This window comes from Mycobacterium sp. NS-7484, assembly GCF_001953975.1.
Lineage (GTDB): Bacteria > Actinomycetota > Actinomycetes > Mycobacteriales > Mycobacteriaceae > Mycobacterium.
The window spans coordinates 99,041-125,081 of the sequence record NZ_MBEJ01000062.1 but is presented as its reverse complement, the minus strand read 5'-3'; the positions used below and the strand labels follow the sequence as shown (position 1 = coordinate 125,081).

Here is a 26,041-nt window from a genome sequence, read left to right as displayed (position 1 = left end):
GGGGGGGGGGGCGGCGGGCTGGGGCCGGGCCAGTTCGCGGTCGCACACTCCGGGCGCGCGCAAGCGCGGGTCCACCCCGACGGGAACGGCCGACGTCGCGACGAAGGCCACCCCGGCGGTGGCGACCGCGTCCCGCAGCTCGGCGATGATCAGGGCGGCCACCGGTTCGGGGGCCCGGTCGGCGGCAGCCGGCAGCAGTGCGTCGATGTCGGAGATCAGCAGCACCCCGCCACCGTCGCGCACCGTGGCCACCGCGTTGGACACCCGGCTCAGCCGATCGTCGGCGGCCAGTGCCCCCACCTCGGGCCCGTCGAGCTCCACCAGCCGGCGCTCACTGCACACCGTCCGCACCATGGTGGCCTTGCCGACGCCGGCGGGGCCGGTCACCAGCACCCCGAGATGGGGTGTGGCGCCGAGGGTCTCGAGTAATTGCGGCTCGTCGAGGGACAGCTTGAGCCATTCGGTGAGCTTTCCGGCCTGGGTATGGGCGCCTTTGAGATCGTCGAAGCTGACCGTGGGCTCGCTGCGTGCGGGGCTGACCGTGTGGGCGCCAGTGGAATCCGTCGCCGCCGTCGATGTCGCGGGCTCAAGGCCGGGCCCCCACGACACCACCGAGTTGGGCTGGATGCTCACCGGACCGCCCGGATCGACACCGGTGACCGTCAACAGTTCCGAGGTCCACGTGATGCCGACCGACGACGCCAGCGCCGCGGTCGCCGCCGAGGTCGAGGTACCCGGTCCCAGATCGCGAGGCAGCAGCGACACCGTGTCGCCGACCGTCATCACCTTGCCCAGAAGCGCCTGGCGCAGGGTTGCCGACGAGATCGAGTCGGTGGCCAGTTTGGACCCGCTCACCGTGACCGCGCGGGCGCCGTACACCGTCACCGGCGACACGATCACCGTGGCGTTCTCGCGGATTCCGGCGTTGGACAAGGTGACGTCGTCGAGCAGTGCGGTGCCGCTGGGTGTACCGGCGGGAGCGACGCCGACGACGGCTGCGGTGGTCCGTGACCCGGTCAGGGAGACGGCGTCCCACTCGCGAAGACCCAACGCGGCGATCGCCTCGGGATGTAGCCGCACCACGCCCCGTCGTGAATCGAGCGCCGAGGTGTTCAGCCGCGCGGTGAGGCGCAGGTGTCCGAGTGCCGGTTCTTCGTCGACCTCGAGCTGCGACATGTCAGCGTCCCGGCTTCCTGAGACCGAGGCGCGCCATCGACCGGCGGTGCGGTTGTCCGCGCCGGATCGCCCGCCGGGCGGCGCGTCGCTGCCGCGGCTTGTCGTCCCAGGACTCGGGGTGGCTGGCCACCCACTTCTTGGTGCGGATGGCGAACGGGATGTGGATCACGTAGGCGACGATGATCACCATGATCACGATGTAGCCGTAGAACACCGAGGCGGCGACGCCGATGGCGACCAGTGCCAACAGTGGGGCCACCATGTTCGGCGGTACCGAGAAGGTGTGGATCTTGCGCATCGGGATCCGGCTGACCACCAGCAGCGAGACGCCGATCATCCAGATCGACACCGCCCACTCGCTGGTCCACCACCCTTCGCCGAACTGCATTTTGGCGGCCAGCAGGCCGATCGCGCCGATGGCACCCGCCGGTGCGGGCATGCCGACGAAGTACTCCTTCTCGTACGCCGGCTGGTCCACGTCGAGCAGCGCGTTGAACCGGGCCAACCGCAGCACGATGCACACCGCGTACAGCAGCACCACGATCCAACCGATGCGGGAGTGCGACAGCAGGGTGCCGTAGACGATGAAGGCCGGTGCCACACCGAAATTCACCGCATCGGCCAGAGAGTCGATCTCCTCGCCCATCTTGGAGGTGGCATTGAGCATGCGGGCCACCCGCCCGTCGAGCGCATCGAGGATCGCCGCGACCGCCAGAAACGCCATCGACTCGGTGGGCCGGTTGTCCAGCGCCATCTTGACCGCAGACAAGCCCAGACAGATTGCGGCCACCGTCATCGCGCTGGGCAGCATCCGCACCGTGAACGTGGGCGGTTTGATGCGCGGCTTGACGCGGGCCTTGATCACGGCAACTCCGCCAGAACGGTTTCCCCGGCCAGCGTCCGCTGCCCATTGCTGACGAGCAGTTTGGACCCGGCGGGCAGGTAGGTGTCGAGCCGGGAGCCGAACCGGATCAATCCATAGGTTTCGCCGATCGCGAGTTTGTCGCCGACGTGGGCGTTGCACACGATGCGCCGGGCCACCAACCCGGCGATCTGCACCGCGATCACCTCAACGCCGTCGGCGGTACGGATGACGACGCTGTTGCGTTCGTTGTCCTCACTGGCGGCTTCGAGCTCGGCCGAGTGGAAGCGGCCCGGGCGGTGCTGCACGGCCACCACGTCACCGCCGATCGGGGCGCGCTGCACATGGGCGTCGAGCACCGACAGGAAGATGCTGACCCGCGGCAGCGGCGTGGCGGGCAGGCCCAGCTCGGCCGGTGGCATGGCGTCCTGGATCAGACACACCAGCCCGTCGGCCGGCGCCACCACCACGCCGGGGCGCGTCGGCGGCACCCGCGGCGGATGACGGAAAAACGCGGCGTTCGCCCCGGCCGCCAACAGGCCCGCGCGTCGTACCCAGCGGCGCTTGCGGCCCAGGGCAGCGACGGCGAGGCTGGCGCCGACAAACGGTAGGCCCGCCGAATGCATCGGCGGAACACTGGATCGCACCAGCGCCGCAAGGCGTTCTGGGCCGGATTGGAGATCAGGGCGTCTGGCCATCGGGAGGATTCTACGTGCGGACCGTGGCGGATTCGCTAGCTCAGGTCCCAGACGGGAACTGCTGACCCGGCCGTAAGTTCGGTGACGTCCTCGTCGATCTCCAGCAAGCAGTTCGCCGAGGCGAGCCACCGCAGATGATGCGACGCCGGCGGGCCGTAGCTGCTGACCGAATCCCCGGTCAGCACACCGCGGCGGAACTGCCGTTTCCCGCGCGGAGACATGAGGTCCTCGGTCAGCTGCGCGGTGCGTCGTGGTCGGTCGGCTGCGGCGTGGCCCATGGCCGCGCGCAGCGGGGAGCGGACGAACACCTCGAAGGACACCAGCGCGCTCACCGGGTTGCCGGGCAGCGTGATGATCGGCACGCCGTTCACGGTGCCCGCGCCCTGGGGCATACCGGGCTGCATCGCCACCTTGACGAACTCCACCTGATCCGACAACGCATCCTTGACCACCTCGTAGGCGCCTGCGCTCACGCCGCCGGTGGTGATGATCAGATCGGCATCACGCGCGTGGGCGGCCAGCCCGGCGCGGAAGGCGTCGACGTCGTCGGCGGACATCGGCGCGATGGTGGCCTGCGCGCCGGCATCACGGACCGCCGCGGCCAACATGACCGCGTTCGACTCATAGATCTGTCCCGGCTGCAGCTCGGTGCCCGGGGCCACCAGCTCGGTTCCGGTGGACATCACCACGACGCGCATCGGCGGCACCACCGGGAGCGTGGGCAGGCCCAACGCCGCGGCCAGCCCCAGCGCGGCCGGGGTGATCACCTGACCGGCCCGCAGTACCACGGTCCCGGCGGTGACGTCCTCGCCGGCCCGACGGATGTGCTGGCCGGCCCGGGCGCTCGCGCGGATGGTGACGGTATCGGTGGCGCCGTCGGTGGCCTCGACGGGAACCACCGCGGTGGCACCCGACGGCAACGGCGCCCCGGTCATGATGCGGTGGGCCGTGCCGGGCTGCAACGTCAACAGATCGGTGCGGCCGGCGGGGATGTCCTCGGCGACCGGCAACCGCACCGGGGCGCCCTCGGTGGCGGTCGCCACGTCGTCAGCCACCACGGCGTATCCGTCCATCGCGGAGTTGTCGAACCCGGGCAGCGACAGCGGGGCGACGATCTCGGCGGCCAGCACCAGCCCGAGCGTGTCGTTGAGTGGAAGTTCTTGTGCCTCGCGGCTTTTGATCAGCTCGGCGACGACGTGCTGGTGTTCTTCGACGGTCCGCATGGTCACACCGGGAAGCTGACGCCGGTGAGCTCTTCGGACACCGCCCACAACCGGCGCTGCAGCTCCTCGTCGTGCGACTGCTTGCTGGATTTCACGAGCTTCGGATAGCCGCGCAATTCTCGGAAGCCATCGGGCCCGTAGTACTGGCCGCCTTGCACGCCGGCATCGGTCGCGGCACGCAGGGTGGCCAGCGCACCCTTGAGCGCGCTGTTGGTGACCAGGGCGGTGATCTGGCTGACGCCGGGCAACCCGGCCCCGGGAATGTGGCGGGTCAGTTCGGTGTCCGAGATCCCCGGATGGGCGGCCACCGCGATCGTCGGCGCGTGCTTGGCCGCCAGACGACGCTGCAGCTCATAGGTGAACAGCAGGTTCGACAACTTGGACTGCCCGTACGCGGCGACCCGGTTGTAACTGCGTTCCCACTGCAAGTCGTCGAAGTGGATGCCCGCCTGGATGTCATGGGCGATGCTGGCCACTGCCACCACGCGCGATCCCTCGACCGGCAACAGGTGATCGAGCAACAGCCCGGTCAGCGCGAACGCGCCGAGATGGTTGGTGCCGAACTGCAGCTCGAAACCGTCCACGGTGGTCTGCTTCGGTGGGTACATCACTCCGGCGTTGTTGATCAGCAGGTCGATCCGCGGATAGGCAGCCTTCAATTCGTCCGCCCCGGCCCGGACCGAGTCCAACGAGCCCACATCGAGCTTCTGCAGCCTCAGGTCCGCTTTCGGCACCGCTTTGGTGATCCGCTCGACGGCATCACGGCCCTTGTCCAGATTGCGTACCGCGATGACGACGTGCGCACCCTTGGCAGCGAGCACACGCGCGGTCTCATAGCCCAGCCCGGTGTTGGAGCCGGTCACGATGGCAATCCGGCCGGACTGATCGGGAACGTCGGCCTCGGTCCACTTGGAATTGGCGCTCATGCGTCGAACTCTACGGGCAGCCTTGGGGCATGCTCGGGTCATGGACAATGTTCCGGCGGTGACGTTGGGTGATCCGGCGCATCCCCCCAGCCGTAAGGCCCCACTGGTGTGGGCCTTGAGCGCCGCGATCCCGTGGGTGTTTCTGACTCTCGCCCAGGTGATCTGGCTGGCTCTGGACCGGCGGATGATGTGGCTGCACGGTGTGGCCGCGATCGTCACCGTGCTGGGTGCGGTGCTGTTCATCGTCGTCGTACCGATGTGGCGCTACCGCGTGCACCGGTGGGACGTCAACGTCGGCTCCGGGACACCCGCGGTGTACACCCGCACCGGGTGGATCGTGCAGGAGCGGCGCATCGCGCCGATCTCGCGGGTACAAACCGTGGACACCTACCGTGGCCCGCTGGATCGGTTGTTCGGCCTGGCCAACGTGACGGTGACGACGGCGTCCTCGGCCGGTGCGGTGCGCATCGTGGCGCTGGACGACGCCGTCGCCGAGCAGGTGGTGGCCCAGCTGACCGACATCGCGGCGATCGGTGAACAGGACGCCACGTGACGGCGCCGGCTGGGCCGTCCTGGCAGCGGCTGAGCCCGCGCATGCTGCTGGTGCACCCGGTTCACGAGGTGCTGCAACAGATTCCACTGCTCGTGGGTTCGGTGGTGCTCGGATCGGCCACCGGTAACGCCGGCTGGACCGTCGCCGCGATCGCGTTGACTATTGCCGTCGGTATGGCGCGATGGTTCACCACCGGCTACCGCATCGAGCCGGACGAGGTCCAACTGCGCACCGGTCTCGTCCAACGCAAGGTGTTGTCGGTGCCACGCAACCGCATTCGATCGGTGTCGACGGACGCCCGCGTGCTGCACCGCGTGCTCGGGTTGACCGTGCTGCGGATCAGCACCGGCCAGAAAGCCAAGGGCGACACCGAGTTCGCCCTCGACGCGGTCCAGGCCGAGCAGGTGCCCCGCCTGCGGGCGATCCTGCTGGCCGATGCCGTACCGGCCGCCGACGCCCCCACGGGGCGGGTGCTGGCTCGGTGGCAATTGTCCTGGCTGCGCTACAGCCCGCTGAGTTTCACCGGTCTGGCCATGATCGCGGCCGCCGCGGGGGTGATCTACCAAGCTGGAGTCGGTGCGGCGCTGCAGGATTCGCAGCTCGCACGATCTGGTGTCGCGTTCGCTGAACGGCTTGGTGTGCTGGTCACCGTGGTGGTGGCCGTCATCGGAGTCTTGGTGGCCTCGGTGGTGTTGTCGGTGCTCAGATCACTTGTGACGTACGGGAATCTGATCCTGCGTCGAGATTCCGAGGTGCTACACCTTCAGCACGGCTTGTTACGCCTACGTGAGCACACCTACGACATGCGTCGGCTGCGCGGCGGCACCCTGCGCGAGCCGCTGCTGGTCCGGGCTTTCGGTGGTGCCCGCCTGGACGCCGTGATGACCGGCGTGGGTGGCGAAGGCGAGGCATCGCTGCTGCTGCCGCCCTGCCCCGCCGGTACCGCCCGCGCCGTGCTGGCCGACCTGATCGACGATCCCGGCGCCGTGGAGGCACCGCTGGTGGCCCACGGTTCGGCGGCGCTGCGCCGGCGCTGGACCCGTGCCCTGGCGTTGCCACTGCTCGTGGGTGCGGTGATGCCGGCCGTCGGGGTGCCGGTATGGGTGTGGGTGCTGTGGGCGCTCATCACGGCGTGCGCCTGTCTGCTGGCCGCGGATCGGGCCCGCTCACTGGGGCACCTGGTGCGTGACGGCTGGCTGGTCGCCCGGTCCGGCTCCCTGCAACGTCGTCGCGACTGCCTGCAGACCGCCGGGATCATCGGATGGACGGTGCGCCAGACGTTCTTTCAGCGCCGAGCCGGCGTGGCCACCCTGATCGCGGCGACCGCGGCGGGGGAGAAGCGCTACACCGTGATCGACATCCCCGCGGCCCAGGCCTGGTCGGTGGTGGCGGTAGCCTCACCGTGGGTGGCCGACAATGCATGGGCAGGCCCCGACTTGCGCTGACTTCGCCGACGTTTACTGTCGCTGCATGGCTATCGGTGGGGTGCTGTTCGACATCGATGGTGTGCTGGTGACCTCCTGGCAGCCCATCGACGGCGCGGCAGCGACATTGCGGGTATTGGCCCAACACCAGATTGCCCGGTCGTACCTGACCAACACCACCACCCGCACCCGGGCACAGATCGCCGACCTGTTGACCGCGGCCGGCATGGACGTCGCCCCCGACGAGGTGATCACCGCCGCCGCGCTCACGGCCGAATATGTGCGTGACCGCTATCCAGGGGCACGATGTTTTCTCGTCAACAGCGGGCACATCGACGAGGACATGCCGGGCGTCGACGTCGTCTACTCCGGCGATTGTCATGGGCCACGCGCGCCGGAAACCCCCGACGTGGTTCTGCTCGGCGGCGCCGGCCCGGAGTACAACCACCTGACGCTGAGCTGGGTGTACGACTGGATGTCTCAAGGAGTCCCGGTCGTGGCGATGCACCGCAGCACCGCGTGGAACACCACCGACGGACTGCGGGTGGACACCGGCATGTATCTGGCCGGCATGGAGCAGACCTCCGGCCGTAAGGCCACCGCCGTCGGCAAGCCGGCCCCGGAAGGGTTTCTGGCCGCGGCCAACCGCCTTGGCGTCGACCCCGAAGAGATGTACATGATCGGCGACGACCTCAACAACGATGTGCTGGCCGCGCAGGTGGTGGGGATGGCCGGCGTGCTGGTGCGCACCGGGAAATTCCGTCAGGCCACGCTGGACCGTTGGGCCACAGACGAATTCGCCATGCAACCCAACCACGTCATCGACTCGGTGGCCGATCTTCCGGAGTTGTTGGGGCTGTAGGGCCTTCTGCCGGGGTGCACCGCTGCGCCGTCGCGGCCGTCGCGCCGTTTTCTACACCAGGGTCGTGGTTTTCGGGCGAGCGCGACCCTGGGGTGGAAATCGGCGTCGGGCCCGCCCGACTCTGCGACTGCTCTCAGGCTCTCAGATCCCGAACGGCCTCGATGCGTGCCTTGAGCTGATCGGTCGTCGCAGCCGCCACCGGAGGGCCACCGCAGATGCGTCGCAGCTCGTTGTGAATCCAGCCGTGCGGTTTGCCGGTGCGGTGATGGGCGATGGTCACCAGGGCGTTGAGTTCGCGGCGCAGCTCGCGCAACTGGCCGTGCGTGGTGCGTGACGGCGGTGGCCCACCTGACACCGCGGCCTCGGCCGAACGCTTTGTCAGCTGTTCATCTTGCCTGCGGCGCAAGAGATCTCGCATCTGTTCGGCATCGAGCAGGCCGGGGATGCCCAGGTAGTCGGCTTCCTCGTCGCTGCCGGCCGGGGTCGCGGTACCGAACGAGGCGCCGTCGAAGATGACCTGGTCCAGTTCGGCGTCGGCACCGAGGTACTCGAAGCCGTTCTCCAGTTCGCTCTTCTCGTCCTGGCGCTTCTCGGCGGCTTCGAGTGCCTCGTCATCGAGGCCGTCGGATTCGCGGTGCGGCTTGCCCAGCACGTGGTTGCGTTGCGCTTCCATCTCGCTGGCCAGCAGCAGCAGGTTGGGGACCGACGGCAAGAAGATGCTCGCGGTCTCACCGGCGCGGCGCGACCGCACGAACCGGCCGATGGCCTGGGCGAAGAACAACGGTGTCGACGCACTCGTGGCGTACACCCCGACCGACAGCCGGGGCACGTCCACGCCTTCGGACACCATGCGCACCGCGACCAGCCAGCGGCTGGTGCCCGCCGAGTACTGGCTGATCCGGTCGGACGCGCTCGGATCGTCGGAGAGCACCACGGTGGGCACCTCGCCGGTGATCTTGGTGAGCAGGTCGGCGTAGGCGCGGGCGGTGGTCTGGTTGGTGGCGATGATCATGCCGCCGGCGTCGGGCACGTGTTGACGCTTCTGCTGCAACCGCTTATCGGCCGCGGCGATGACCGCCGGCATCCACTCGCCGGCCGGATTCAGGGCGGTGCGCCAGGCTCGTGCGGTCTGCTCGGCGGTCAGCGGTTCGCCCAGCCGGGCCGCATGCTCCTCGCCGGCACTGTCGCGCCAGCGGGCTTCTCCCGAATAGGCCAGGAAGACCACGGGCCGGACCACGCCGTCGGCGAGCGCATCGGCGTAGCCGTACACGTGGTCGGCATGCGAGCGCTGGTACCCGGCCTCGTCGGGCTCGTAGTTGACGAACGGGATCGGGCTGTCGTCGCTGCGGAACGGGGTACCGGTGAGAGCCAGCCGCCGTGTCGCGTCGTCGAATGCTTCACGCATCGCGTCGCCCCAACTCTTCGAGTCACCGCCGTGGTGGATCTCGTCGAAGATCACCAACGTCTTGCGGTTCTCGGTGCGGACGCGATGCCGGGTGGGATGGCTGGCCACCTGGGCGTAGGTGACGACGACGCCGTGGTACTCCGCCGACGTCTGGGAGTTGGAGTTGCTGAACTTCGGGTCGAGCGCGATGCCGTTGCGTGCCGCCGATTGCGCCCACTGGATCTTGAGGTGTTCGGTGGGAACGACCACGGTGACCGCGTCGACGGTGCGGTCATTGAGCAATTCGGCCGCGATCCGCAGCGCAAACGTGGTCTTACCGGCGCCGGGGGTGGCCACCGCCAGGTAGTCCCGCGGTTTCGCGGTCAAATACTTCACCAGCGCCTTGCGCTGCCAGCCCCGCAGTGCCTGGGTGCTGGGCGCTGCATCAGCCCGCACCCAAGGACTCCTCTCGGTCGGAAAGCAGTCTATGGCAGGGCGTTACGTCAGCGCATATCTGCAGGACGGCGCCGGGCGTGTCGCTGGGGATTGTTCAGGGGCGGCTTCGGCCGTGGGTGCTGGTGGTGCTGCCCCTCGCCTCGTCGCCCTGTCGCCGATTTCTACTGGAGGGTCACTCGCGCCGCGGCGCAGCAACCGTGGCGTAGAAACCGGTGACGCGGTCAGGCGTGCGTCCCGCTGAGGACCGGATACGTCACCCCGGTCAGCTCCTCGGACACCGCCCACAGTCGGCGTTGCTGATCGAGGTCGTAGGACCGCTCACTGGAGGTGACCAGTTGCGGATGGCCCTTCTGCTGGCCAAGGCCATCTGGGCCGTAGTACTGACCGCCCAGGGCGCTCGGGTCCGTCGCCGCGCGCAGCGTCGGCAACGCGCCCATCGCGGCCTCCTGGAACACCGGACGCAGCAGCGGGACGGCGCGCTGTACGGCGTTCGGCAGATGACGCGCGAGTTCGGTGTCGGATCCGCCGGGGTGGGCCGCCAGCGCCGTGGTGTGCTGACCGACGAGGCGGCGTTGCAGCTCGTAGGTGAACATCAAATTGGCCAGTTTGGACTGCCCGTAGGCGCCGAGCCGGTTGTAGCCGCGCTCCCACTGCAGATCGTCAAACCGGATGCCGCCGCGGGCGAAGCGGTGGCCGATGCTGCTCACCGTCACGATGCGGGAGCCGACAACTGGCAGCAGGCGATCGAGCAGCAGACCCGTGAAGGCGAAGTGGCCGAGATGGTTGGTGCCGAACTGCAGCTCGAACCCGTCGGTGGTGAGCTCCTTCGGCGGCGTCATCACCCCGGCGTTGTTGATCAGCAGGTCGATACGGTCGTATTTGTCTTTGAGTTGGTCGGCCGCGTCGCGCACCGATGCCAGTGAACCCAGGTCGAGATGCTGCAGGTGCAGGTCCGCGCCGGGCACCGACCGGGAGATCCATTCGGCTGCGGCCTCGCCCTTGATGAGATTGCGGACGGCGAGGACGACGTGAGCGCCCTTGGCGGCCAAGGCCTTGGCGGTTTCGAGTCCCAGGCCGGTATTGGCCCCGGTGATGACGGCCGTGCGGCCGGTTTGGTCCGGAATGGCGACGGTGGTCCACTTGGCCATGAGAGACTCCTGAAGGGACTAACCGGAGCGAACTCTCCGGTTTTGTCCCGACTATACGGAACGGCCGCCCCGGTTTGTCAATGGTTGTGTGAGGTGAGGACGGATGCGTGCGGACGCGGCGCGAAACCGGGCCCGGGTGCTCGAGGTCGCCTACGAGACATTCGCGGCAGATGGGCTGTCGGTGCCGATCGACGAGATTGCGCGTCGGGCCGGGGTCGGCGCGGGCACCGTGTACCGACACTTTCCGACCAAAGAGGATCTGTACCGCGCCGTGATCGCGGACCGGATCCGCGGTGTGGTCGACGACGGGCGCACCATGCTCGCCGAGGAACCGGCCGCCGACGCGTTGTTCACGTTCCTGCGCTCGATGGTGCTGCAGTGGGGTGCAGCTGACCGCGGACTGGTCGACGCACTCGCCGGCCTCGGGATCGACGTCAAAACCGTAGTGCCCGAAGCCGAGGACGAATATCTTTCCGTGCTGGGGGATCTGCTGGCCGCTGGACAGGACGCCGGCACGGTGCGCAGTGATGTCACGGTCGCCGACGTCAAGGCGCTGTTGGTGGGTTGTCAGGCCATGCAGAGTTACAACGACGACGTGGCCGAGCGGGTCACCTCGGTGGTGTTCGACGGATTGCGGACGCGAGTAGCGTCGAGAAAATGAAGTTCGGGATATCCACTTTCGTCGACGACGACAGCATCGACCCCGTCTCCTTGGCGCAGGCGATCGAGGAACGCGGTTTCGCGTCACTCATCGTGGCCGAGCACAGTCACATCCCGGTGAGTCGGGAATCCCCATACCCCGAGGGCGGCGACCTGCCCGCGTGGTACTACAACACGCTCGATCCCTTCGTCACCCTTGCCGCCGCGGCGGCAGTCACCTCACACATCCAACTCTTCACCGGCGTCGCTCTGCTGATTCAGCGCGATCCGATCCACGCCGCCAAAGAAGCCGCCAGCATCGACCTCATCTCCGGCGGGCGGTTCGTGTTCGGCGTCGGCGCCGGCTGGAACCTCGAGGAGATGCGCGACCACGGCACGGATCCGAAGACCCGTGGTGCCCGGCTCGACGAGAGCATCGAGGCCGTCAAGGCACTGTGGACCAACGAGCCCGCCGAATACCACGGCACCTACGTCAACTTCGATTCGTCCTATTGCCGACCCAAGCCGGTCCATAAGCCTCATCCGCCGATCTATATCGGTGGCAATTCGAACGCCACGGTCAAACGCGTGATTCGCCATGGCGCCGGCTGGATTTCGAATCCGCTCCCGCGTCATGAGCTGGCTACACGTATCACGCAGATGCGCGACGGTGCCGGCCATGACGTGCCGTTGGCGATGTTCGGAACGCCGATCAAACCTGATTACTGGCACGCCGCAGAGGACCTCGGCTTCGGCCAACTCGGCTTGTTCCTGCCGTCTGTGGGCAAGGACGAATCGCTTCGGCTGCTCGACGACTACGCCGCGCAGGTGCAGACGTATCAGTCGGGAAACTGAGCCGGGCCGATCTCAGCGGATGAAGCGGGGGACGAACTGGTGGATCGTGGCGTTGATCGCGTTCGCGGTGCTGGCGGGCGGGTTCGGTGTGTTGATCGTGGCTGCGGTCGTCGTGTTTGGGCTCTCCTTCGGTAACGACGACGCCCTCGGTGCGCATGATCTCGACGCCGCCACGGCGGCCGAGGCAATGGAACATCGCGGCATCGAAATCCCGGATGGCTTCACCTTCGAGAAAATGACCGTCGATCGGATGTTCGTCGGGGCGGATTTCTATCGGGGCCGCTATTCGACCGACGGAAGCTTTGACAATGCGAAACATGCCCTCGCAGAGTCAAACCCGGATTTCCCGGCGCTGCGGAGTGTCGCCTGCGATTACGAGATCGTCGCCACGGACTTCGCCGCGAATCCGCAATTCCACTGCGCTGCGGGCACGGAACTGACGGTCAGCACAAGAACCGTCGACGGCGCCGAGGTGCTGACGGACAACTACCGGGGCACACCGCCGGACTGCGAGACCGTGTTGCTGGTGCGCAACGGCGCGCGTACCGAACTGTTCGTGCTGTCGCAAGGACATTGAGCGACCCCAGCCAACCCACAGCTGACAGACGGGCTGCGACAAAGATTCGCTCCTACAGTCCGGATGGTGATCACCAGGCGTGCCTTCCTGGCGGCGACAGCGGTCGGTTCGTTCACCGCCGGCTACGCGCTGCGTGCCGGAGCGTTTATCGCGCACGCCGACCCGAACACCGTCGACCCACCGTCCGTCGCGGTGCTCAACAAGCGACGTGTGCCGACGCAGTGGGGGATGGCGTTACCTGGAATCACCACATCCTTCGTGGCGACCGGCCGCCAGATCGCGCTCACCTTCGATGCCTGTGACGGTGCCTGCGATGACGCACTTCTGGACACCCTGCAACGCAACGGGGTGCCGGCGGTGCTGATGTTCAACTCGAAATGGATCGACCGAAATCCAGACCGGGCAAGGCAATTAGCGGGAAATCCGTTGTTCGAGATCGGCAACCACGGCACCCGGCATGTGCCGCTGTCGGTCACCGGACGTTCGGCCTACGGCATCGCCGGCACCCGCTCGGCGGATGAGGCGGTCGATGAAGTCTGGCGTAATCATCAACGGTTGACGGCGTTGACCGGCAAAGCGCCGACGTGGTTCCGCCCCGGCACCGCGCATTACGACGACGTGGGCGTCGAGATCGTGCATGAACTCGGCGAACAGCCACTGGGATTCAGCGTCAACGCCGACGACGGTGCGACGGCGTCGGCGGCCGCGGTGCGCTCCAACGTCATGAACGCCACGCCCGGGTCGATCGTGCTCGCTCACATGAACCATCCCGCATCTGGCACGCATGCCGGCTTCGCCGCTGCCATCCCCGCGATGCAGGCCGCCGGCTGGCAGTTCGTCACGCCGAGTGGGCGGACGGTCAGGTAGTCAGCCGCGGTTCTCGACTTGGTGGCCACGATGCGTGCGCAGGTTCACCGCGCGTGGTGGCAACATCCGGCTGCGTTCCTCCTCGGTCAATCCGCCCCAGATCCCAAACGGTTCCTCGAACGCCAGGGAATGTTCGCGGCATTGCCGCAAGACCGGGCACTGTGCGCACACCTGTTTGGCTTCCAGTTGACGACGTCGTCGTGCCTTCCCGCGTTCCCCGTCGGGGTGGAAGAAAATCGACGGATCTCGCTGGCGGCACAACGCTTTCACCCGCCAGCCCCACTCCTCGGCATCGGTGGACGCGTGCGTGATGGTCCCGCGACGGCTCCAGACCATGTCACGACCCGGTGCCCGCGGTGGTGCGCTGTACCCGGGCGTAGGCCGCGGTGGCCGCCAACGCCATCAGGCCCACCAGCAGGTACTGCCAGGCTTGTGAAAGCTTGAGGAAGATGGTCGCGTTGCTGATCACCTGCAGCAGCAGGACACCGAACAGCACACCGACGAAACTCCCTCGCCCGCCGAAGATCGACGCACCGCCGAGCACCACCGCGGTGATGGCTGTCAGTGTGTAGCTGATGCCTGCCGTGGGGTCGCCCACCCCGATCTGGGCCATCAACAGCAGGGCACCGACGGCCGTCAGCACAGAGCTGGCCAGATACGCGAGCAGCTGTACCGAATCGACGCCGACGCCACGCTTGCGCGCTGCCGCCTCATCGGATCCCGAGGCGCGCAGCCGTAGACCGAAGAAACTACGGCGGGAGGCAAATTCGAAGCCGACGAGGACGGCGATGCCGATGATCACCGCGATGGGGAATGGACCCACCCGCATGCTGAGAGCTTCGACCACGTCGAGGGCGATGACGCCGCCGGGTGCGTCACGCCATACCAGCGACAAGCCCTGCAGCGCGGTGTAGGTGATCAGCGTCGCGACGACCGGTACCACCCGGGAATATCGGACCATTGCGCCGTTGGCGAGGCCGACCCCGGCGGCAAGGCCGAACATCAGGACGAATCCCAGTATCCACCAGCCGAATCCGTATCCCTCGACGATGAAGAAGGATGCGACCACCACCAGTGTTCCGCTCAGCGGACCCACGGAGAGGTCGATGCCGCCGGTGAGCATCACGATCAGCTGCCCGGCCGCCAGGAACAACACCGGCGCCATGAGCATCAGCACATTGGCGATGTTGAACTCGGACAAGAACCGGCCGTTGACTGCCGTGGTGACCGCGCCCAGGGCGAGAATCGCCGCCAGCAACACCAAACTCGGCGACTGCTGGCTGGCGAGCAGGCGCTGCCAGCGGCTGGGCCGCCCGGACCGAGGCGCGGTGACGGCGCCGTCCTCCTCGTCGGCGCGGCCCGCCGTCAATGATGCTGCGGTGATGGCGTGCTCGGTCACTTCCTCGCCGACGAGCTCCTTGACCACGTGTCCGCGGGAGAACACCAGCACGCGGTCGCACAACCCGGCCAGTTCCACATCATCGGAGCTGAGCACAACGACCGGAGTTCCGGAATCGGCCACGTCCCGCAGACGGTGGTAGATCTCGGAGCGCACGCCGACATCGATGCCTTGGGTGGGTTCGTCGCACAGCAGGAGTTCCGGCGCAGACAGCAGGGCCCGGCCCAGCACCACCTTCTGCTGGTTGCCGCCCGACAGCGTGCCCACCTCGGTGTCGATGCTCGCTGTCTTCACGCCCAACTCGGCCACCTGTTCCTGGGCCAGTTCACGTTCGATGGCCGGAGAGACGAAACCCGCCCGGGACACTCGTGGCAACGCGACGAGGGAAAGATTCTCGCGCACCGACAGAATCGGTGAGATGCCCTCGATGCCGCGCTCCTGCGGCATCAGGATGATCCCCTTGTCGCGTGCGGCGCGCGGCGAGGACAGGCGCAGCCGGCCACCGTCCACGCTGACCTCACCGTGGGAGGCGATCGCGCCGCCGAGCGCACGGATGAATTCCCGCTGGCCGTTGCCTTCAACACCGGCCAGCCCGAGGATCTCGTGCCGGCGAATCGTGGTGGTGACGCCGGGGGAATCGACGGACCCGAAATCGGAGATAACCACCGCGGGCTCGCCGAGGTCATCGCTGCGATCGGGGAACAGTGCCTCCACGGTGCGCCCGGCGATCAGCGTGACGATCTCGGCCTCGGAGACGTCGTCGGCGGCGAACCGGCCGCGAATCCGCCCATCCCGCAGAACCGTTATCCGATCGGCGAGACGGAAGACATCGGGCAGGCGGTGACTGATGTAGACGACGGCCACACCGGATGCGGTGAGCTCGCCGATGAGTTCGAAGAGCCGCGCCGACTCCGCGGCGGCGAACGGCTCGGTCGGCTCATCGAGAATCAGCACGCTGGGTTCGCAGGCGAGGGCACCGCAGATCTCGATGGCCTGCTTCTCGGCCAGCCCGACCTGACCCGCAGGCAACGAAGGGTCGATGGGGATGCCCATCGGTTTGAGTTTGTCGGCGGCCCAGGCGTCGAGATCGCGCAGCGGCGGCCGCAGGCTCGGCGGCACTGCCAGCGCGAGGTTCTCGGCCACGGTGAGATCGGGCAGGATCGCCGGAATCTGGTAGGCGATGGCCAGCCCGGCTTCCTTGGCGGCCACGGGCGAGGCGGAGGTGAGCTCGTCGTCGCCGATCCGTACGGTGCCGCAGTCGGGCGCCAGGGCGCCTGAGGCGACCGCCATGAGCGTCGACTTACCGGCACCGTTGCCACCGACCAGGGCATGCACTTCGCCGGGCACGGCTTCGAAGCTCACACTGTCCAGGGCCGTGACGCCGGGGAAGGTCTTGGTCACGCCCGCAACTGACAGTCCACGAAGGGGTTTGGGCGCCAAGGACTTCGACCCTTCCTCGCGTCGTTGGGGTGCGGCGGTGTTGTGGGTCATCGGTAGATCTCCGCGAGTTTGTCGGTGCTCAACTGAGAGGAGGTGACGGCGCTGGCAGGCAGGTCGGGATCGCACGTCGGGTCGAGGTCGGGATCCAGTGAGTTCATCACGATCGGCACGTTGACGATGTCGGGCTCAGGCTCGGGAATGTCCTGCGCGGCAGCGACGGCCTTGCGCAACGCGAGCCGGATGATCCACGTCCTCGAGGTGACGGCGACGATCTGGAACTGCGGCTGCTTCGGCTTGTTCTCGACGTAGGCGCACGCAAAACCGTTGTTGTCGTTGGCCGTCCACACCGGAAGCGGCCGGCCGGCTTGCAGGAATGCGCGGATACCGCCGAGGGAACTGTCGCCGGAGTCGGTGATGACGGCGTCGATCTTGGGGTACTTGGCCAGTAGGCCGGACACGACACGCTGCGTCTGTGCGGGGTTCCAGCCGGTGTCGATCGGCGCGCCCGGATCGTTGAGCAGGGTGACGTTCCGGCAGTCGGGGTTGGTGGCCAGCTCATCTTCGATGCCGTGGATTTCGCTGAGGCTCTGCGCATTACCCGGAGTGCCGCCGAGGAAGATGGCATTGCCGCCTTTCGGTCCCAGTGCGTTGCATACCCATTCAGCCCATTTCGCGCCGTCGGTGACGGTGTTGTGCCCGACGAAGGTGGTGTAGTCGACGCCGGGGGTGCCGCCGGGGCTGGCGGTGTAGGGCACGACTGCCACACCGGCCTCGAAAGCCTCACGCAAGGTGGGTATCAGAGCCGGCCCGGCGTCGGGGAACACCACCAGCGCGTCCACCCCGAGGGCGACCAGCGCCTTGATGTCGCTGATCGCCTTCTGCGGGTTGTTCTGTCCGTCGGCGTAGGGCAGTACTTCGAGATTTGGGCACTTGGCGGCCTCGTCCTCGAACTCGGCACGCGCGGTCTTGCGGAAGGCGTTGTCACCCACACCGTCGGCGAGGGCGACCTTGATGGGCCGGTCGCCGCAGAAGTCGGTGATCGGCCGGAGCTGATCGACCGAGCCACTCAGTTCGGGGTCGAGGTAGACGGGGTCGACCTCGAATGCTGCGGGCGCGCTGAACGGCCCCCCGGCGCAGGACGTCAACGTGAGGCCCGCGAGCACCGCCGCCACTGTTGCCTTGATTCGATCGGGCACGCCAATACTCCTGTCAATCACTGCTTTTGCGGGTGGACGGGTTCATTGCGGAATCTGACGAATCGCCGCCAGTCCACGCCGCGCAGGATGATGGCGGCAGCCAGCACCAGGGCCTGGATGAGCAACTGCATGGCCGTCGATGCACCGGCGGCCAGCACCACCTGTCCCAGCTGGGTGAGGAACAGAGCGGCGACGGCGGTGGCGATGATCGATGAGATGCCGCCGCGCAGGAGCGTGCCACCGAGAACGACGGCGGCGATGGTGGTGAGCTGATAGCTCTGGCCCAGCTGTAAATCGGGCGTGCGCAGGTAGGCGGCGAGCAGCATGCCGGCGGCCGCGTAGGCAGTCCCGGCCAACACGTAGGCCATCACCCCGTGGATGGAAGTGTGAATACCTGCGATGCGCGCGGACGGCACGCCGGCGCCGACGGCGATGAACCGGCGACCCGCCACGCTCTGCTTCAACACCAGGTGGGCGACCACCACCAGCAACGTTGCCAACAGGAACAGCGTCGGAACCCCGGCGAAGGAGCTGACCGCGAAGGCGCTGACGGCAGGATGGGCGGTGCCCGGGAATCCACCGGACACCACCAGCACCAGGCCGGTGAGCAATGAGTTCACCGCCAGCGACGCCACGAAGGCGGCAACTGAAAACCGCACCACTGCAACGCCGATCACCAAACCGGACAGAGCCCCTGCAGCGATGCCGAGCAGCACACACGCCGGCGTGGGCAGCTCCCCGCCCTGGGCGAGCTTGGTGACGCAGACGGCGGATATCGCCATCACGCCGGGCACTGACAGGTCGATGCCGCCGTGGGTGATCACCAGGGTTTGTCCCAGCGCGGCGATCGCCATGACACCGGCGAAGGGCAGCATCGCGGTGAGCGCTGATGGCGTCACACTGCCTGGCGCGATCAGCGGGCTGATCACAAACACGACGATCGCGAGCAGCCAGATCGGCATGAATCGGTCGGTGCGGATGCGGTGTAACAGCGTCGGGCCGGGCGGCAACCGATTGTCCGGCCCGGCTTTCGACATCAGAGATGACATGGTCGGCTCCTCGAAAGGCATTGTGCTGGGCAGTGTTCGGTCAGACGCTGGTGTAGCCGCCGTCGACGGCCAGGGCCGCGCCGGTGACGAAGCTGGAGTCCGATCCCAGCAGGAAGGCGATGGTGGAGGCCACCTCGCGCGCTTCGGCGACGCGCCCGATCGGGTGCGCCGCATAGAGCGCTTGACGGGCCGCGTCGGGGTCGGGTTGTGACCCGAGGTAGGTCGCGAGCTGCGCGGTCTCCACGGTGCCGGGACTCACCACGTTGGCACGGATTCCGCGTCCGGCATATTCGACGGCGATCTGCCGGGTCAGCTGCGCCACAGCGCCTTTCGATGCGCAGTAGGCGGCTTGATTCGGCAGCGCGACCGTGCCGGAGATCGACGACAGATTGACGATCGAACCTGGCCGGCCGATGTCGGTGAGACGGCGCACGAACTCGCGGCAGATCAGGAACACGCCCGTCACATTGACCGACTGCAGCGTGTTCCAGTCGTCGAGTGTGGTCTCGGTCAACGGTTTGGAGATCATCACGGCCGCGGAGGTGACCAGGCCGTCGATCACGCCGAACTTTTCATACCCCGCGGCGAGTGCGTCCGCGGCCGCAGGTTCGTGCGATACATCGCCGACGACGGTGACCGCCTGACCGCCGGCGGCTCGAACGTCGTCGGCCACCCGTTCCAGACGGTGCTGGTCGATGTCGACCAGCACAAGTCGGTGGCCGCGCTGGGCCAGCAGGGACGCGGTGGCCGCGCCAATCCCGCTGGCAGCGCCGGTGATCAGGGTGGTGTTGGTCGGGGTTGATGGGGCGTCAGTCATCAGCAGAACCGCCCGTCAGCACATTGCATGCAGCACGCAGAGTATCCCACGTCACACACATTGACATGCTGCATGCAGCATGTCAATGTGAACCGACGACCTCATGGAAGGGGGAAACCGGTGTCCGACGACGAGTCACGCCGAGGCCCATTCGCGCTCGGCGCCGGCGCCGCAGACGCCGCGGACGCCGTCGTCGCCGTCGCCCAGGTCCCCTCGGTACTCGGTGAACCCGAGGCCAACATCGAGTCGGTCGGGCAGTGGTGGCGGCGGGGCGCCACCCGGGGCGCGGCACTGACCGTCTTTCCCGAGTGCGCACTGTCCGGCTACATGATGGACTCGCGCGATCAGGTTGAGGCCGCGGCTTTGCGCGTCACCGACGACCGGTTCAATTCTCTCGTCGAGATCGCCGCGGACACCGGAACATTCGCGGTGGTGGGCCTACTCGAACGTGCCGATGACAAGGTCTACAACGGTGCCGTGCTGATCGGCCCCGGCGGCATCGTAGGTTCCTACCGCAAGCAGCACCTGCCCAGGCTGGGCGCCGACATGTTCGTCGACCCCGGCGACGGTGTGGCGCCCCGGGTTTACGACATCGGCAGCCTGCGCGTCGGAATCATGATCTGCTTCGATTTGAGGTTCCCGGAATCGGCCAGAGAACTGGCCCTCGGTGGCGCCGATGTCATTGCCATGCCGACCAACTGGCCGTTGACTGCGGGCTTTCTCGCCGATCACATGACCCGAGTGCGGGCAGTGGAAAATCTGGTGTATGTGGCCGTGGCCGACCGGTGCGACCGCGAATCCGGCACCGACTTCCTCGGCCGCAGCCAGGTGGTGGCGCCCTCCGGTGAGGTGCTGGTCGACGCGGGAAGCGGAGAGGGGATCGCCGTCGCACCGGTCGACGTCGCCCAATCCCGCACCAAGACCTTGACGTTCGACGACCCGCCGTTCTCGCTTCCGGTGTTCGACGGACGCCGGCCGGAACTGTATTCGGCGCTCACAAAGCCCGCCAACCCCACGACCCGTTAGGCAGGAGAAGACCACCATGTGTGGACCCGGCATCATCGACGAGCGCACCCGTGACCTCATCGCCGCGCACGCCGCGAAGTTCCGCGAGATCACCATGAGTCCGTTCGGCCCGGACGACGAGATCGGCATGCTGAACCTGATCAGCGCCGAGAAATCACGAGAGGTGATGCGGGCCGCCGACGGAGGCAAAGCGATCGACCTCTCCGTCGACTACTTCGTCGGGATGCCGTCCTGGACCAAAGCCGGCGACCCGGGATTCCAGCAGTGGATGACGCATACACCCAACGGGACCGTGCTCGACGACATCACCGGCGTCGGCGTCGACCAGAACCATCTGGTGTCGTACTCGGGCGACGCGATGTCGATGTACACCCACTGCGGTACCCACATCGACACGCTGAACCACTTCGGTTATCACGGCAAGATCTTCAACGGATACGAAGCGGCGCAATGCATCAGCTCGCGACACTGGATCAAGTGTGGGGCCGACAAGTTTCCCCCGATCATCACGCGCGGGGTGCTGTTCGACATCGCCGGTCTGCACGGGGTCGACGTGCTGCCGGACAACTACGGCATCGGGGCAAAGGATCTCGCCGATGCGCTCAAGCGGCAGAACGTAGAGTTCCAGCCCGGCGATGTCGCGCTCGTACGCACCGGCCGCATGAGGTGCTGGCCCGACACCGATCGCTATATCGACAACGCCCCCGGCCTCAACCGGGAGGGAGCGGAGTTCCTCGCCGAGGCCGGCGCCGCCGTCATCGGTGGTGACAACCTGGCACTCGAGCAGTCGCCGTCGCCCGATGCCGAGAACTGGCAGGTGGTGCACACCTACCTGCTGGCCGAGGCGGGCGTGCCCATCATGGAGGTGGTCGACTGCGAAACCCTTGCCGGGGAAGGACTTTACGAGTTCGCCTTCATCGGCGCCTGCATGAAGGTGCGTGGTGCAACCGGCGCCCCCATGCGTCCGCTGGCGATGCCGCTGCTGCCCTGACGGGGCACCGAAAGGATCTACATGTCTGAATCGTCCGGGTATCAGCCGGGCACCTCGGCCGTCGACAGCAGTCGGACGTCGTACGGGGATGCCGGCTTCAGCCGTTACCTGCGCAGGGCATTCCTGGCCTCCGCGGGCTACGACGACGAGAGCCTCGAGCGGCCGATCATCGGGATCGCGGTCACTCAAAGCGATTACAACACCTGTCACCGTGACATGCCCGCGCTGCTGGCGGCGGTCAAGCGCGGGGTGGAGCAGGCCGGTGGGCTGCCGATGGACTTTCCCACGATCTCACTCGGCGAGATCCTCACCTCCCCGACGACGATGTTGTTCCGCAACCTCATGGCGATGGACACCGAGGAGATGATCCGGGCCCTGCCGATGGATGCGGCAGTGCTGCTCGGCGGTTGCGACAAGACGGTGCCGGCCCAACTGATGGCGGCCGCCTCGTCGGACATCCCGGTGATGCTCGAAGTCGTCGGACCCATGATGACTGGCTCGTGGCGCGGCGAGCGGCTGGGTGCGTGCACGGACTGCCGACGGTTCTGGGGCGCGCACCGTGGTGGTGAACTCGACGGGGACGAAATCGTCTCGGTGCGACAGGAATTGGTGTCGACCACCGGAACCTGCACGGTGATGGGAACCGCATCGACAATGGCGGCGTTGACCGAGGCGCTGGGCATGATGCTGCCCGGCGGTGCGACGCCGCCCGCGGTGAGCGGGGCACGGTTGCGGCATGCCACCCAGACCGGCAGGCGTGCAGTGGAATTGGCCCGGACCGGGGGACCGCTGCCGCGGGATGTGCTGACGCGTGAGGCGTTCGAGAACGCGATCCGGGTGTTGGCGGCGGTCGGCGGTTCGACCAACGCGCTGATCCACGTGATCGCGGTCGCGCGTCGGGCGGGGGTATCGCTGGAGCTCGCCGACTTCGACAAGATCGGTTCGGACACGCCTCTTCTGGTCGATTGCAAGCCGTCCGGCGCCGGCTACATGGAGGACTTCCACCGTGCCGGTGGCGTGCCGGCGTTGATGACCGAGTTGGCGCCGCTACTGCATCGCGACCATCGCGGGGTCAGTGGACGCTCGGTTGGCGAGCTGATCGCGGACACGGACGGACCGGCAGAGTGGCAGAACACGATCCGGCGCCGAGGCGATCCGCTGGGGCCGCCGGGGGCATTGGCGGTGTTGTCGGGGTCGTTGGCGCCGAACGGGGCGATCATCAAGGCCTCGGCCGCCAGCCCGCACCTCATGCAGCACACCGGTCCGGCGCTCGTCGTCGACAATCCGGCTGATGCGTCGACGATCCTGGATGACCCGGATCTGGACGTGACGCCCGAACATGTACTGGTGTTGCGGTTTTCGGGACCGGTGGCGGCTGGGATGCCGGAGGCGGGCGCCCTGCCGATCCCCGCGAAGCTCGCCCGGGCCGGGATCCGGGACATGGTGCGCGTCTCGGATGCGCGGATGAGTGGCACGTCGTACGGGACCGTGGTGCTGCACTGCGATCCCGAGGCGGCCGTGGGCGGTCCGCTGTCGGTGGTGCGTAACGGGGACCTGATCCGGCTGGACGTGCCGAACCGGTCGATTGATCTGCTGGTGCCCGAGGAGGAGATCGCCGAGAGGCTGCGATCGTTCACGCCTCCACCGCGGGCCGCGCGGGGTTGGCGGAGGCTCTATGAGGAAACAGTCTTGCCTGCGAGTCAAGGTGCCGACCTGTCTTTCCTGTGAGCAGCCACGACACGGCGTATCGGAACCAATACGGCGCATGCTGCATGCATTTATGCTGACGGGAATGTGCTGGTCGATCAGGGGGACGTGAAACGTGTTCGACCCCGGGCAAGTTTCGTTGACCGATCGTGTCTACGAAGAGTTGATGCGCGCCGTCCGCGCGGGCGAACTGCAACCCGGCACGATGCATTCGGTGGTGGAGATCTCGAGCCGTCTCGGGGTGTCACGGACTCCGGTGCGCGAGGCGCTGTTGCGAATGGCGAGCAATGGCATGGTGCGCTTCGAGCGCAGCCGCGGCGTGCGAATCCTGGAGGTGTCCACCCGCGACATCGAGGAGATCTATTCGCTGCGGATGATGCTGGAGGTGCCCTCGGCCTACCGGGCTGCTGAATTGCTGACCGACGAGCTGCTGGGGCCCATCGAGGAGGCTTTCGGTCGGATGCAGGACGCGGCCAAGGCGGGCGACGAGTCCGACTTCCAGGCCGCCGATGTCGACTTCCACGCCGCGATCCTCAATGTCGCGGGCAATCGCCGAGTCACCGAGGTGGCGGCGAACACCCGTATCCAGATGATGGATCGCGGCTTGTCGACCACCGCCACCCGCACGCTGGCCGACATCCTGCTGGTGCACGAGCGCATCCTCGACGCCCTCCGTGCCCGTGACCCGCAAGCCAGTGCGGCGCGGATGCGCGACCACCTGGTCGAGACGGTGGGGTTGCTGCTGACCCAGTCGACCGGCGACGAGGCCTCGGTTGACGCTTACACGCCGCCGCCGCTGCCGGTGTAGCGCCGCCGGTATAGGTATGCCGCGCCGACTTCTACACCCTGGTCGCGGTGAGGCGCTCGGAACCGCCCTGACGTGGAAATCGGCGACGTTCGCCGCAGGCGTAGCGGGGAACTCGAAAGGCGCCGGTCCAAACCTTGCACTCACCCTGGTCGAGTGCTAAGAATGCAGTTGGCACTCTCGATCAGTGAGTGCTAGGTCGGGACGGTGAGACCGGGGCCGCACCTGCGGGAGCACACCTTGGTCGTCCGTCGCGGGCACTGCGCCCGACCGAAAAGACGTGCATCCCCAATCCGGAGGAATCACTTCGCAATGGCTAAGACAATTGCGTATGACGAAGAGGCCCGTCGCGGCCTCGAGCGGGGTCTGAACGCCCTCGCCGACGCGGTAAAGGTGACGCTGGGCCCCAAGGGTCGCAACGTCGTCCTGGAGAAGAAGTGGGGCGCCCCCACGATCACCAACGATGGTGTGTCCATCGCCAAGGAGATCGAGCTGGAGGACCCGTACGAGAAGATCGGCGCTGAGCTCGTCAAAGAGGTCGCCAAGAAGACCGACGACGTCGCAGGCGACGGCACCACCACCGCCACCGTTCTGGCCCAGGCCCTGGTTCGCGAAGGTCTGCGCAACGTCGCTGCCGGCGCCAACCCCCTCGGCCTGAAGCGCGGCATCGAAAAGGCCGTGGAGAAGATCACCGAAGGCCTGCTCAAGTCTGCCAAGGAGGTGGAGACCAAGGAGCAGATCGCTGCCACCGCCGGTATCTCCGCCGGTGACCAGTCCATCGGTGACCTGATCGCCGAGGCCATGGACAAGGTCGGCAACGAGGGTGTCATCACCGTCGAGGAGTCCAACACCTTCGGGCTGCAGCTGGAGCTCACCGAGGGCATGCGCTTCGACAAGGGCTACATCTCGGGTTACTTCGTGACCGACGCCGAGCGTCAGGAAGCCGTCCTGGAGGATCCCTACATCCTGCTGGTCAGCTCCAAGGTCTCGACCGTCAAGGACCTGCTGCCGCTGCTGGAGAAGGTCATCCAGTCCGGAAAGCCGCTGCTGATCATCGCCGAGGACGTCGAGGGCGAGGCCCTGTCGACCCTGGTGGTCAACAAGATCCGTGGCACCTTCAAGTCTGTGGCCGTCAAGGCTCCGGGCTTCGGTGACCGCCGCAAGGCCATGCTGCAGGACATCGCCATCCTCACCGGTGGCCAGGTCATCAGCGAAGAGGTCGGCCTCTCGCTGGAGACCGCCGATGTCGCGCTGCTGGGCCAGGCCCGCAAGGTCGTCGTCACCAAGGACGAGACCACCGTCATCGAGGGTGCCGGCGATGCCGACGCGATCCAGGGCCGTGTCGCCCAGATCCGCGCCGAGATCGAGAACAGCGACTCCGACTACGACCGTGAGAAGCTGCAGGAGCGCCTGGCCAAGCTGGCCGGCGGTGTTGCGGTGATCAAGGCCGGCGCTGCCACCGAGGTGGAGCTCAAGGAGCGCAAGCACCGCATCGAAGATGCCGTGCGCAACGCCAAGGCTGCCGTCGAAGAGGGCATCGTCGCCGGTGGTGGCGTGGCCCTGCTGCAGGCCGCTCCGTCGCTGGAGGAGCTGTCGCTCACCGGTGACGAGGCCACCGGCGCCAACATCGTGCGTGTCGCGCTGTCGGCTCCGCTCAAGCAGATCGCCTTCAACGGTGGCCTGGAGCCCGGCGTCGTCGCCGAGAAGGTCGCCAACTCGCCCGCCGGCACCGGCCTGAACGCCGCCACCGGTGAGTACGAGGACCTGCTCAAGGCCGGCGTTGCCGACCCGGTGAAGGTCACCCGCTCGGCGCTGCAGAACGCGGCGTCCATTGCGGCGCTGTTCCTCACCACCGAGGCCGTCGTCGCCGACAAGCCGGAGAAGGCCGCCGCACCTGCGGGCGACCCGACCGGTGGCATGGGCGGTATGGACTTCTAAGTCCTGCTTTTTACGGGAAGGCC

General features: G+C 67.3%; 24 protein-coding genes. 12 read left to right on the top strand and 12 right to left on the bottom strand.

What is annotated here, in order from left to right:
* From A5733_RS11325 to A5733_RS11305, 5 genes are all read right to left on the bottom strand, one after another.
* Positions 1–1,176, bottom strand: a 1,176-nt coding sequence (locus A5733_RS11325; RefSeq protein ID WP_142253930.1) for an AAA family ATPase, incomplete at its 3' end; no start/stop codon positions are given.
* A gap of 1 nt (position 1,177) precedes the next feature.
* A complete protein-coding gene (gene pssA / locus A5733_RS11320; RefSeq protein ID WP_067767628.1) occupies positions 1,178–1,987 on the bottom strand; it encodes a CDP-diacylglycerol--serine O-phosphatidyltransferase in 810 nt (269 codons plus the stop codon).
* A gap of 50 nt (positions 1,988–2,037) precedes the next feature.
* Positions 2,038–2,736 (bottom strand): phosphatidylserine decarboxylase, encoded by a 699-nt coding sequence (locus A5733_RS11315; protein ID WP_076240167.1) that lies wholly within the window; start codon positions 2,734–2,736, stop codon positions 2,038–2,040.
* Positions 2,737–2,771: 35 nt separating this feature from the next.
* Positions 2,772–3,959: a gephyrin-like molybdotransferase Glp gene (gene glp / locus A5733_RS11310; protein ID WP_076240166.1), complete on the bottom strand. Its 1,188-nt coding sequence runs from the start codon at positions 3,957–3,959 to the stop codon at positions 2,772–2,774.
* Positions 3,960–3,961: 2 nt separating this feature from the next.
* Complete coding sequence (locus A5733_RS11305) at positions 3,962–4,885, bottom strand: SDR family NAD(P)-dependent oxidoreductase (RefSeq protein ID WP_076240165.1); 924 nt, start codon at positions 4,883–4,885, stop codon at positions 3,962–3,964.
* 40 nt (positions 4,886–4,925) lie between these two features.
* Here A5733_RS11305 and A5733_RS11300 point away from each other — a divergent pair, with 40 nt between their 5' ends.
* From A5733_RS11300 to A5733_RS11290, 3 genes are read left to right on the top strand one after another with little or no spacing between them, the layout of a single operon-like run.
* Positions 4,926–5,438 carry a PH domain-containing protein gene (locus tag A5733_RS11300; RefSeq protein ID WP_142253929.1) on the top strand — a complete coding sequence of 171 codons (513 nt, stop codon included), beginning with the start codon at positions 4,926–4,928 and terminating at the stop codon, positions 5,436–5,438.
* On the top strand, positions 5,435–6,883 hold the full coding sequence (locus A5733_RS11295) for a PH domain-containing protein (protein WP_076240164.1): 1,449 nt from the start codon (positions 5,435–5,437) through the stop codon (positions 6,881–6,883). The genes A5733_RS11300 and A5733_RS11295 overlap by 4 nt, the downstream gene beginning before the upstream one ends.
* Before the next feature lie 25 nt (positions 6,884–6,908).
* On the top strand, positions 6,909–7,724 hold the full coding sequence (locus A5733_RS11290; RefSeq protein WP_067767544.1) for an HAD-IIA family hydrolase: 816 nt from the start codon (positions 6,909–6,911) through the stop codon (positions 7,722–7,724).
* A gap of 133 nt (positions 7,725–7,857) precedes the next feature.
* Here A5733_RS11290 and A5733_RS11285 read toward each other — a convergent pair whose 3' ends face one another.
* Together A5733_RS11285 and A5733_RS11280 are read right to left on the bottom strand one after the other, a co-directional pair.
* The gene (locus A5733_RS11285; protein ID WP_076240163.1) at positions 7,858–9,564 is read right to left on the bottom strand and encodes a DEAD/DEAH box helicase; all 1,707 of its coding nucleotides are present in this window, start codon (positions 9,562–9,564) and stop codon (positions 7,858–7,860) included.
* 221 nt (positions 9,565–9,785) lie between these two features.
* On the bottom strand, positions 9,786–10,712 hold the full coding sequence (locus A5733_RS11280) for an SDR family NAD(P)-dependent oxidoreductase (protein ID WP_076240162.1): 927 nt from the start codon (positions 10,710–10,712) through the stop codon (positions 9,786–9,788).
* Positions 10,713–10,815: 103 nt separating this feature from the next.
* Between A5733_RS11280 and A5733_RS11275 the strand changes: the two genes are divergently transcribed.
* The 4 genes from A5733_RS11275 to A5733_RS11260 all read left to right on the top strand — a co-directional run bounded on the left by A5733_RS11275 (position 10,816) and on the right by A5733_RS11260 (position 13,650).
* Complete coding sequence (locus A5733_RS11275; RefSeq protein ID WP_076240161.1) at positions 10,816–11,373, top strand: TetR/AcrR family transcriptional regulator; 558 nt, start codon at positions 10,816–10,818, stop codon at positions 11,371–11,373.
* Entirely contained in the window at positions 11,370–12,206 is an 837-nt protein-coding gene (locus tag A5733_RS11270; protein WP_076240160.1) for an LLM class F420-dependent oxidoreductase, read from the top strand. Before A5733_RS11275 ends, A5733_RS11270 begins: the two co-directional genes overlap by 4 nt.
* Positions 12,207–12,252: 46 nt before the next feature.
* Positions 12,253–12,783, top strand: coding sequence for a hypothetical protein (locus A5733_RS11265; RefSeq protein ID WP_142253928.1), 531 nt, complete (start codon positions 12,253–12,255; stop codon positions 12,781–12,783).
* Between the two features lie 66 nt (positions 12,784–12,849).
* The gene (locus A5733_RS11260; protein ID WP_076240178.1) at positions 12,850–13,650 is read left to right on the top strand and encodes a polysaccharide deacetylase family protein; all 801 of its coding nucleotides are present in this window, start codon (positions 12,850–12,852) and stop codon (positions 13,648–13,650) included.
* On the opposite strand, the gene A5733_RS11255 is transcribed toward A5733_RS11260, so the two are convergent.
* From A5733_RS11255 to A5733_RS11235, 5 genes are read right to left on the bottom strand one after another with little or no spacing between them, the layout of a single operon-like run.
* Complete coding sequence (locus tag A5733_RS11255) at positions 13,651–13,986, bottom strand: WhiB family transcriptional regulator (protein WP_067767563.1); 336 nt, start codon at positions 13,984–13,986, stop codon at positions 13,651–13,653.
* A gap of 1 nt (position 13,987) precedes the next feature.
* Positions 13,988–16,540, bottom strand: a complete 2,553-nt coding sequence (locus A5733_RS11250; RefSeq protein WP_083666105.1) for an ATP-binding cassette domain-containing protein — start codon at positions 16,538–16,540, stop codon at positions 13,988–13,990.
* Positions 16,537–17,685 carry a substrate-binding domain-containing protein gene (locus A5733_RS11245; protein ID WP_076240158.1) on the bottom strand — a complete coding sequence of 383 codons (1,149 nt, stop codon included), beginning with the start codon at positions 17,683–17,685 and terminating at the stop codon, positions 16,537–16,539. Before A5733_RS11245 ends, A5733_RS11250 begins: the two co-directional genes overlap by 4 nt.
* A 17-nt stretch (positions 17,686–17,702) precedes the next feature.
* A complete protein-coding gene (locus A5733_RS11240) occupies positions 17,703–18,734 on the bottom strand; it encodes an ABC transporter permease (protein ID WP_158070603.1) in 1,032 nt (343 codons plus the stop codon).
* 40 nt (positions 18,735–18,774) lie between these two features.
* Positions 18,775–19,551 carry an SDR family NAD(P)-dependent oxidoreductase gene (locus tag A5733_RS11235; RefSeq protein WP_076240157.1) on the bottom strand — a complete coding sequence of 259 codons (777 nt, stop codon included), beginning with the start codon at positions 19,549–19,551 and terminating at the stop codon, positions 18,775–18,777.
* 120 nt (positions 19,552–19,671) lie between these two features.
* On the opposite strand from A5733_RS11235, the gene A5733_RS11230 reads away from it, so the two are divergent.
* From A5733_RS11230 to groL, 5 genes are all read left to right on the top strand, one after another.
* Positions 19,672–20,577, top strand: coding sequence for a carbon-nitrogen hydrolase family protein (locus A5733_RS11230; protein ID WP_198938771.1), 906 nt, complete (start codon positions 19,672–19,674; stop codon positions 20,575–20,577).
* 16 nt (positions 20,578–20,593) lie between these two features.
* Complete coding sequence (locus A5733_RS11225) at positions 20,594–21,568, top strand: cyclase family protein (protein ID WP_076240156.1); 975 nt, start codon at positions 20,594–20,596, stop codon at positions 21,566–21,568.
* Positions 21,569–21,589: 21 nt separating this feature from the next.
* Positions 21,590–23,296 (top strand): dihydroxy-acid dehydratase, encoded by a 1,707-nt coding sequence (locus A5733_RS11220; protein WP_076240155.1) that lies wholly within the window; start codon positions 21,590–21,592, stop codon positions 23,294–23,296.
* 118 nt (positions 23,297–23,414) lie between these two features.
* Positions 23,415–24,083, top strand: coding sequence for a GntR family transcriptional regulator (locus tag A5733_RS11215; protein ID WP_142253927.1), 669 nt, complete (start codon positions 23,415–23,417; stop codon positions 24,081–24,083).
* Between the two features lie 309 nt (positions 24,084–24,392).
* Positions 24,393–26,018 carry a chaperonin GroEL gene (gene groL, locus A5733_RS11210; protein WP_067767581.1) on the top strand — a complete coding sequence of 542 codons (1,626 nt, stop codon included), beginning with the start codon at positions 24,393–24,395 and terminating at the stop codon, positions 26,016–26,018.
* Positions 26,019–26,041 lie beyond the last annotated feature (23 nt).

Excerpts from the sequence above, each read along its gene's own strand:
- A5733_RS11290 (WP_067767544.1), top strand. The coding sequence starts at position 6,909 with ATGGCTATCGGTGGGGTGCTGTTCGACATCGATGGTGTGCTGGTGACC.
- A5733_RS11270 (WP_076240160.1), top strand. The coding sequence starts at position 11,370 with ATGAAGTTCGGGATATCCACTTTCGTCGACGACGACAGCATCGACCCC.
- A5733_RS11305 (WP_076240165.1), bottom strand. The coding sequence starts at position 4,885 with ATGAGCGCCAATTCCAAGTGGACCGAGGCCGACGTTCCCGATCAGTCC.
- A5733_RS11220 (WP_076240155.1), top strand. The coding sequence starts at position 21,590 with ATGTCTGAATCGTCCGGGTATCAGCCGGGCACCTCGGCCGTCGACAGC.
- A5733_RS11225 (WP_076240156.1), top strand. The coding sequence starts at position 20,594 with ATGTGTGGACCCGGCATCATCGACGAGCGCACCCGTGACCTCATCGCC.
- A5733_RS11250 (WP_083666105.1), bottom strand. The coding sequence starts at position 16,540 with ATGACCCACAACACCGCCGCACCCCAACGACGCGAGGAAGGGTCGAAG.
- A5733_RS11240 (WP_158070603.1), bottom strand. The coding sequence starts at position 18,734 with ATGTCATCTCTGATGTCGAAAGCCGGGCCGGACAATCGGTTGCCGCCC.
- A5733_RS11315 (WP_076240167.1), bottom strand. The coding sequence starts at position 2,736 with ATGGCCAGACGCCCTGATCTCCAATCCGGCCCAGAACGCCTTGCGGCG.
- groL (WP_067767581.1), top strand. The coding sequence starts at position 24,393 with ATGGCTAAGACAATTGCGTATGACGAAGAGGCCCGTCGCGGCCTCGAG.
- A5733_RS11280 (WP_076240162.1), bottom strand. The coding sequence starts at position 10,712 with ATGGCCAAGTGGACCACCGTCGCCATTCCGGACCAAACCGGCCGCACG.
- A5733_RS11275 (WP_076240161.1), top strand. The coding sequence starts at position 10,816 with ATGCGTGCGGACGCGGCGCGAAACCGGGCCCGGGTGCTCGAGGTCGCC.
- pssA (WP_067767628.1), bottom strand. The coding sequence starts at position 1,987 with ATGCTGCCCAGCGCGATGACGGTGGCCGCAATCTGTCTGGGCTTGTCT.
- A5733_RS11300 (WP_142253929.1), top strand. The coding sequence starts at position 4,926 with ATGGACAATGTTCCGGCGGTGACGTTGGGTGATCCGGCGCATCCCCCC.
- A5733_RS11255 (WP_067767563.1), bottom strand. The coding sequence starts at position 13,986 with ATGGTCTGGAGCCGTCGCGGGACCATCACGCACGCGTCCACCGATGCC.
- glp (WP_076240166.1), bottom strand. The coding sequence starts at position 3,959 with ATGCGGACCGTCGAAGAACACCAGCACGTCGTCGCCGAGCTGATCAAA.
- A5733_RS11235 (WP_076240157.1), bottom strand. The coding sequence starts at position 19,551 with ATGACTGACGCCCCATCAACCCCGACCAACACCACCCTGATCACCGGC.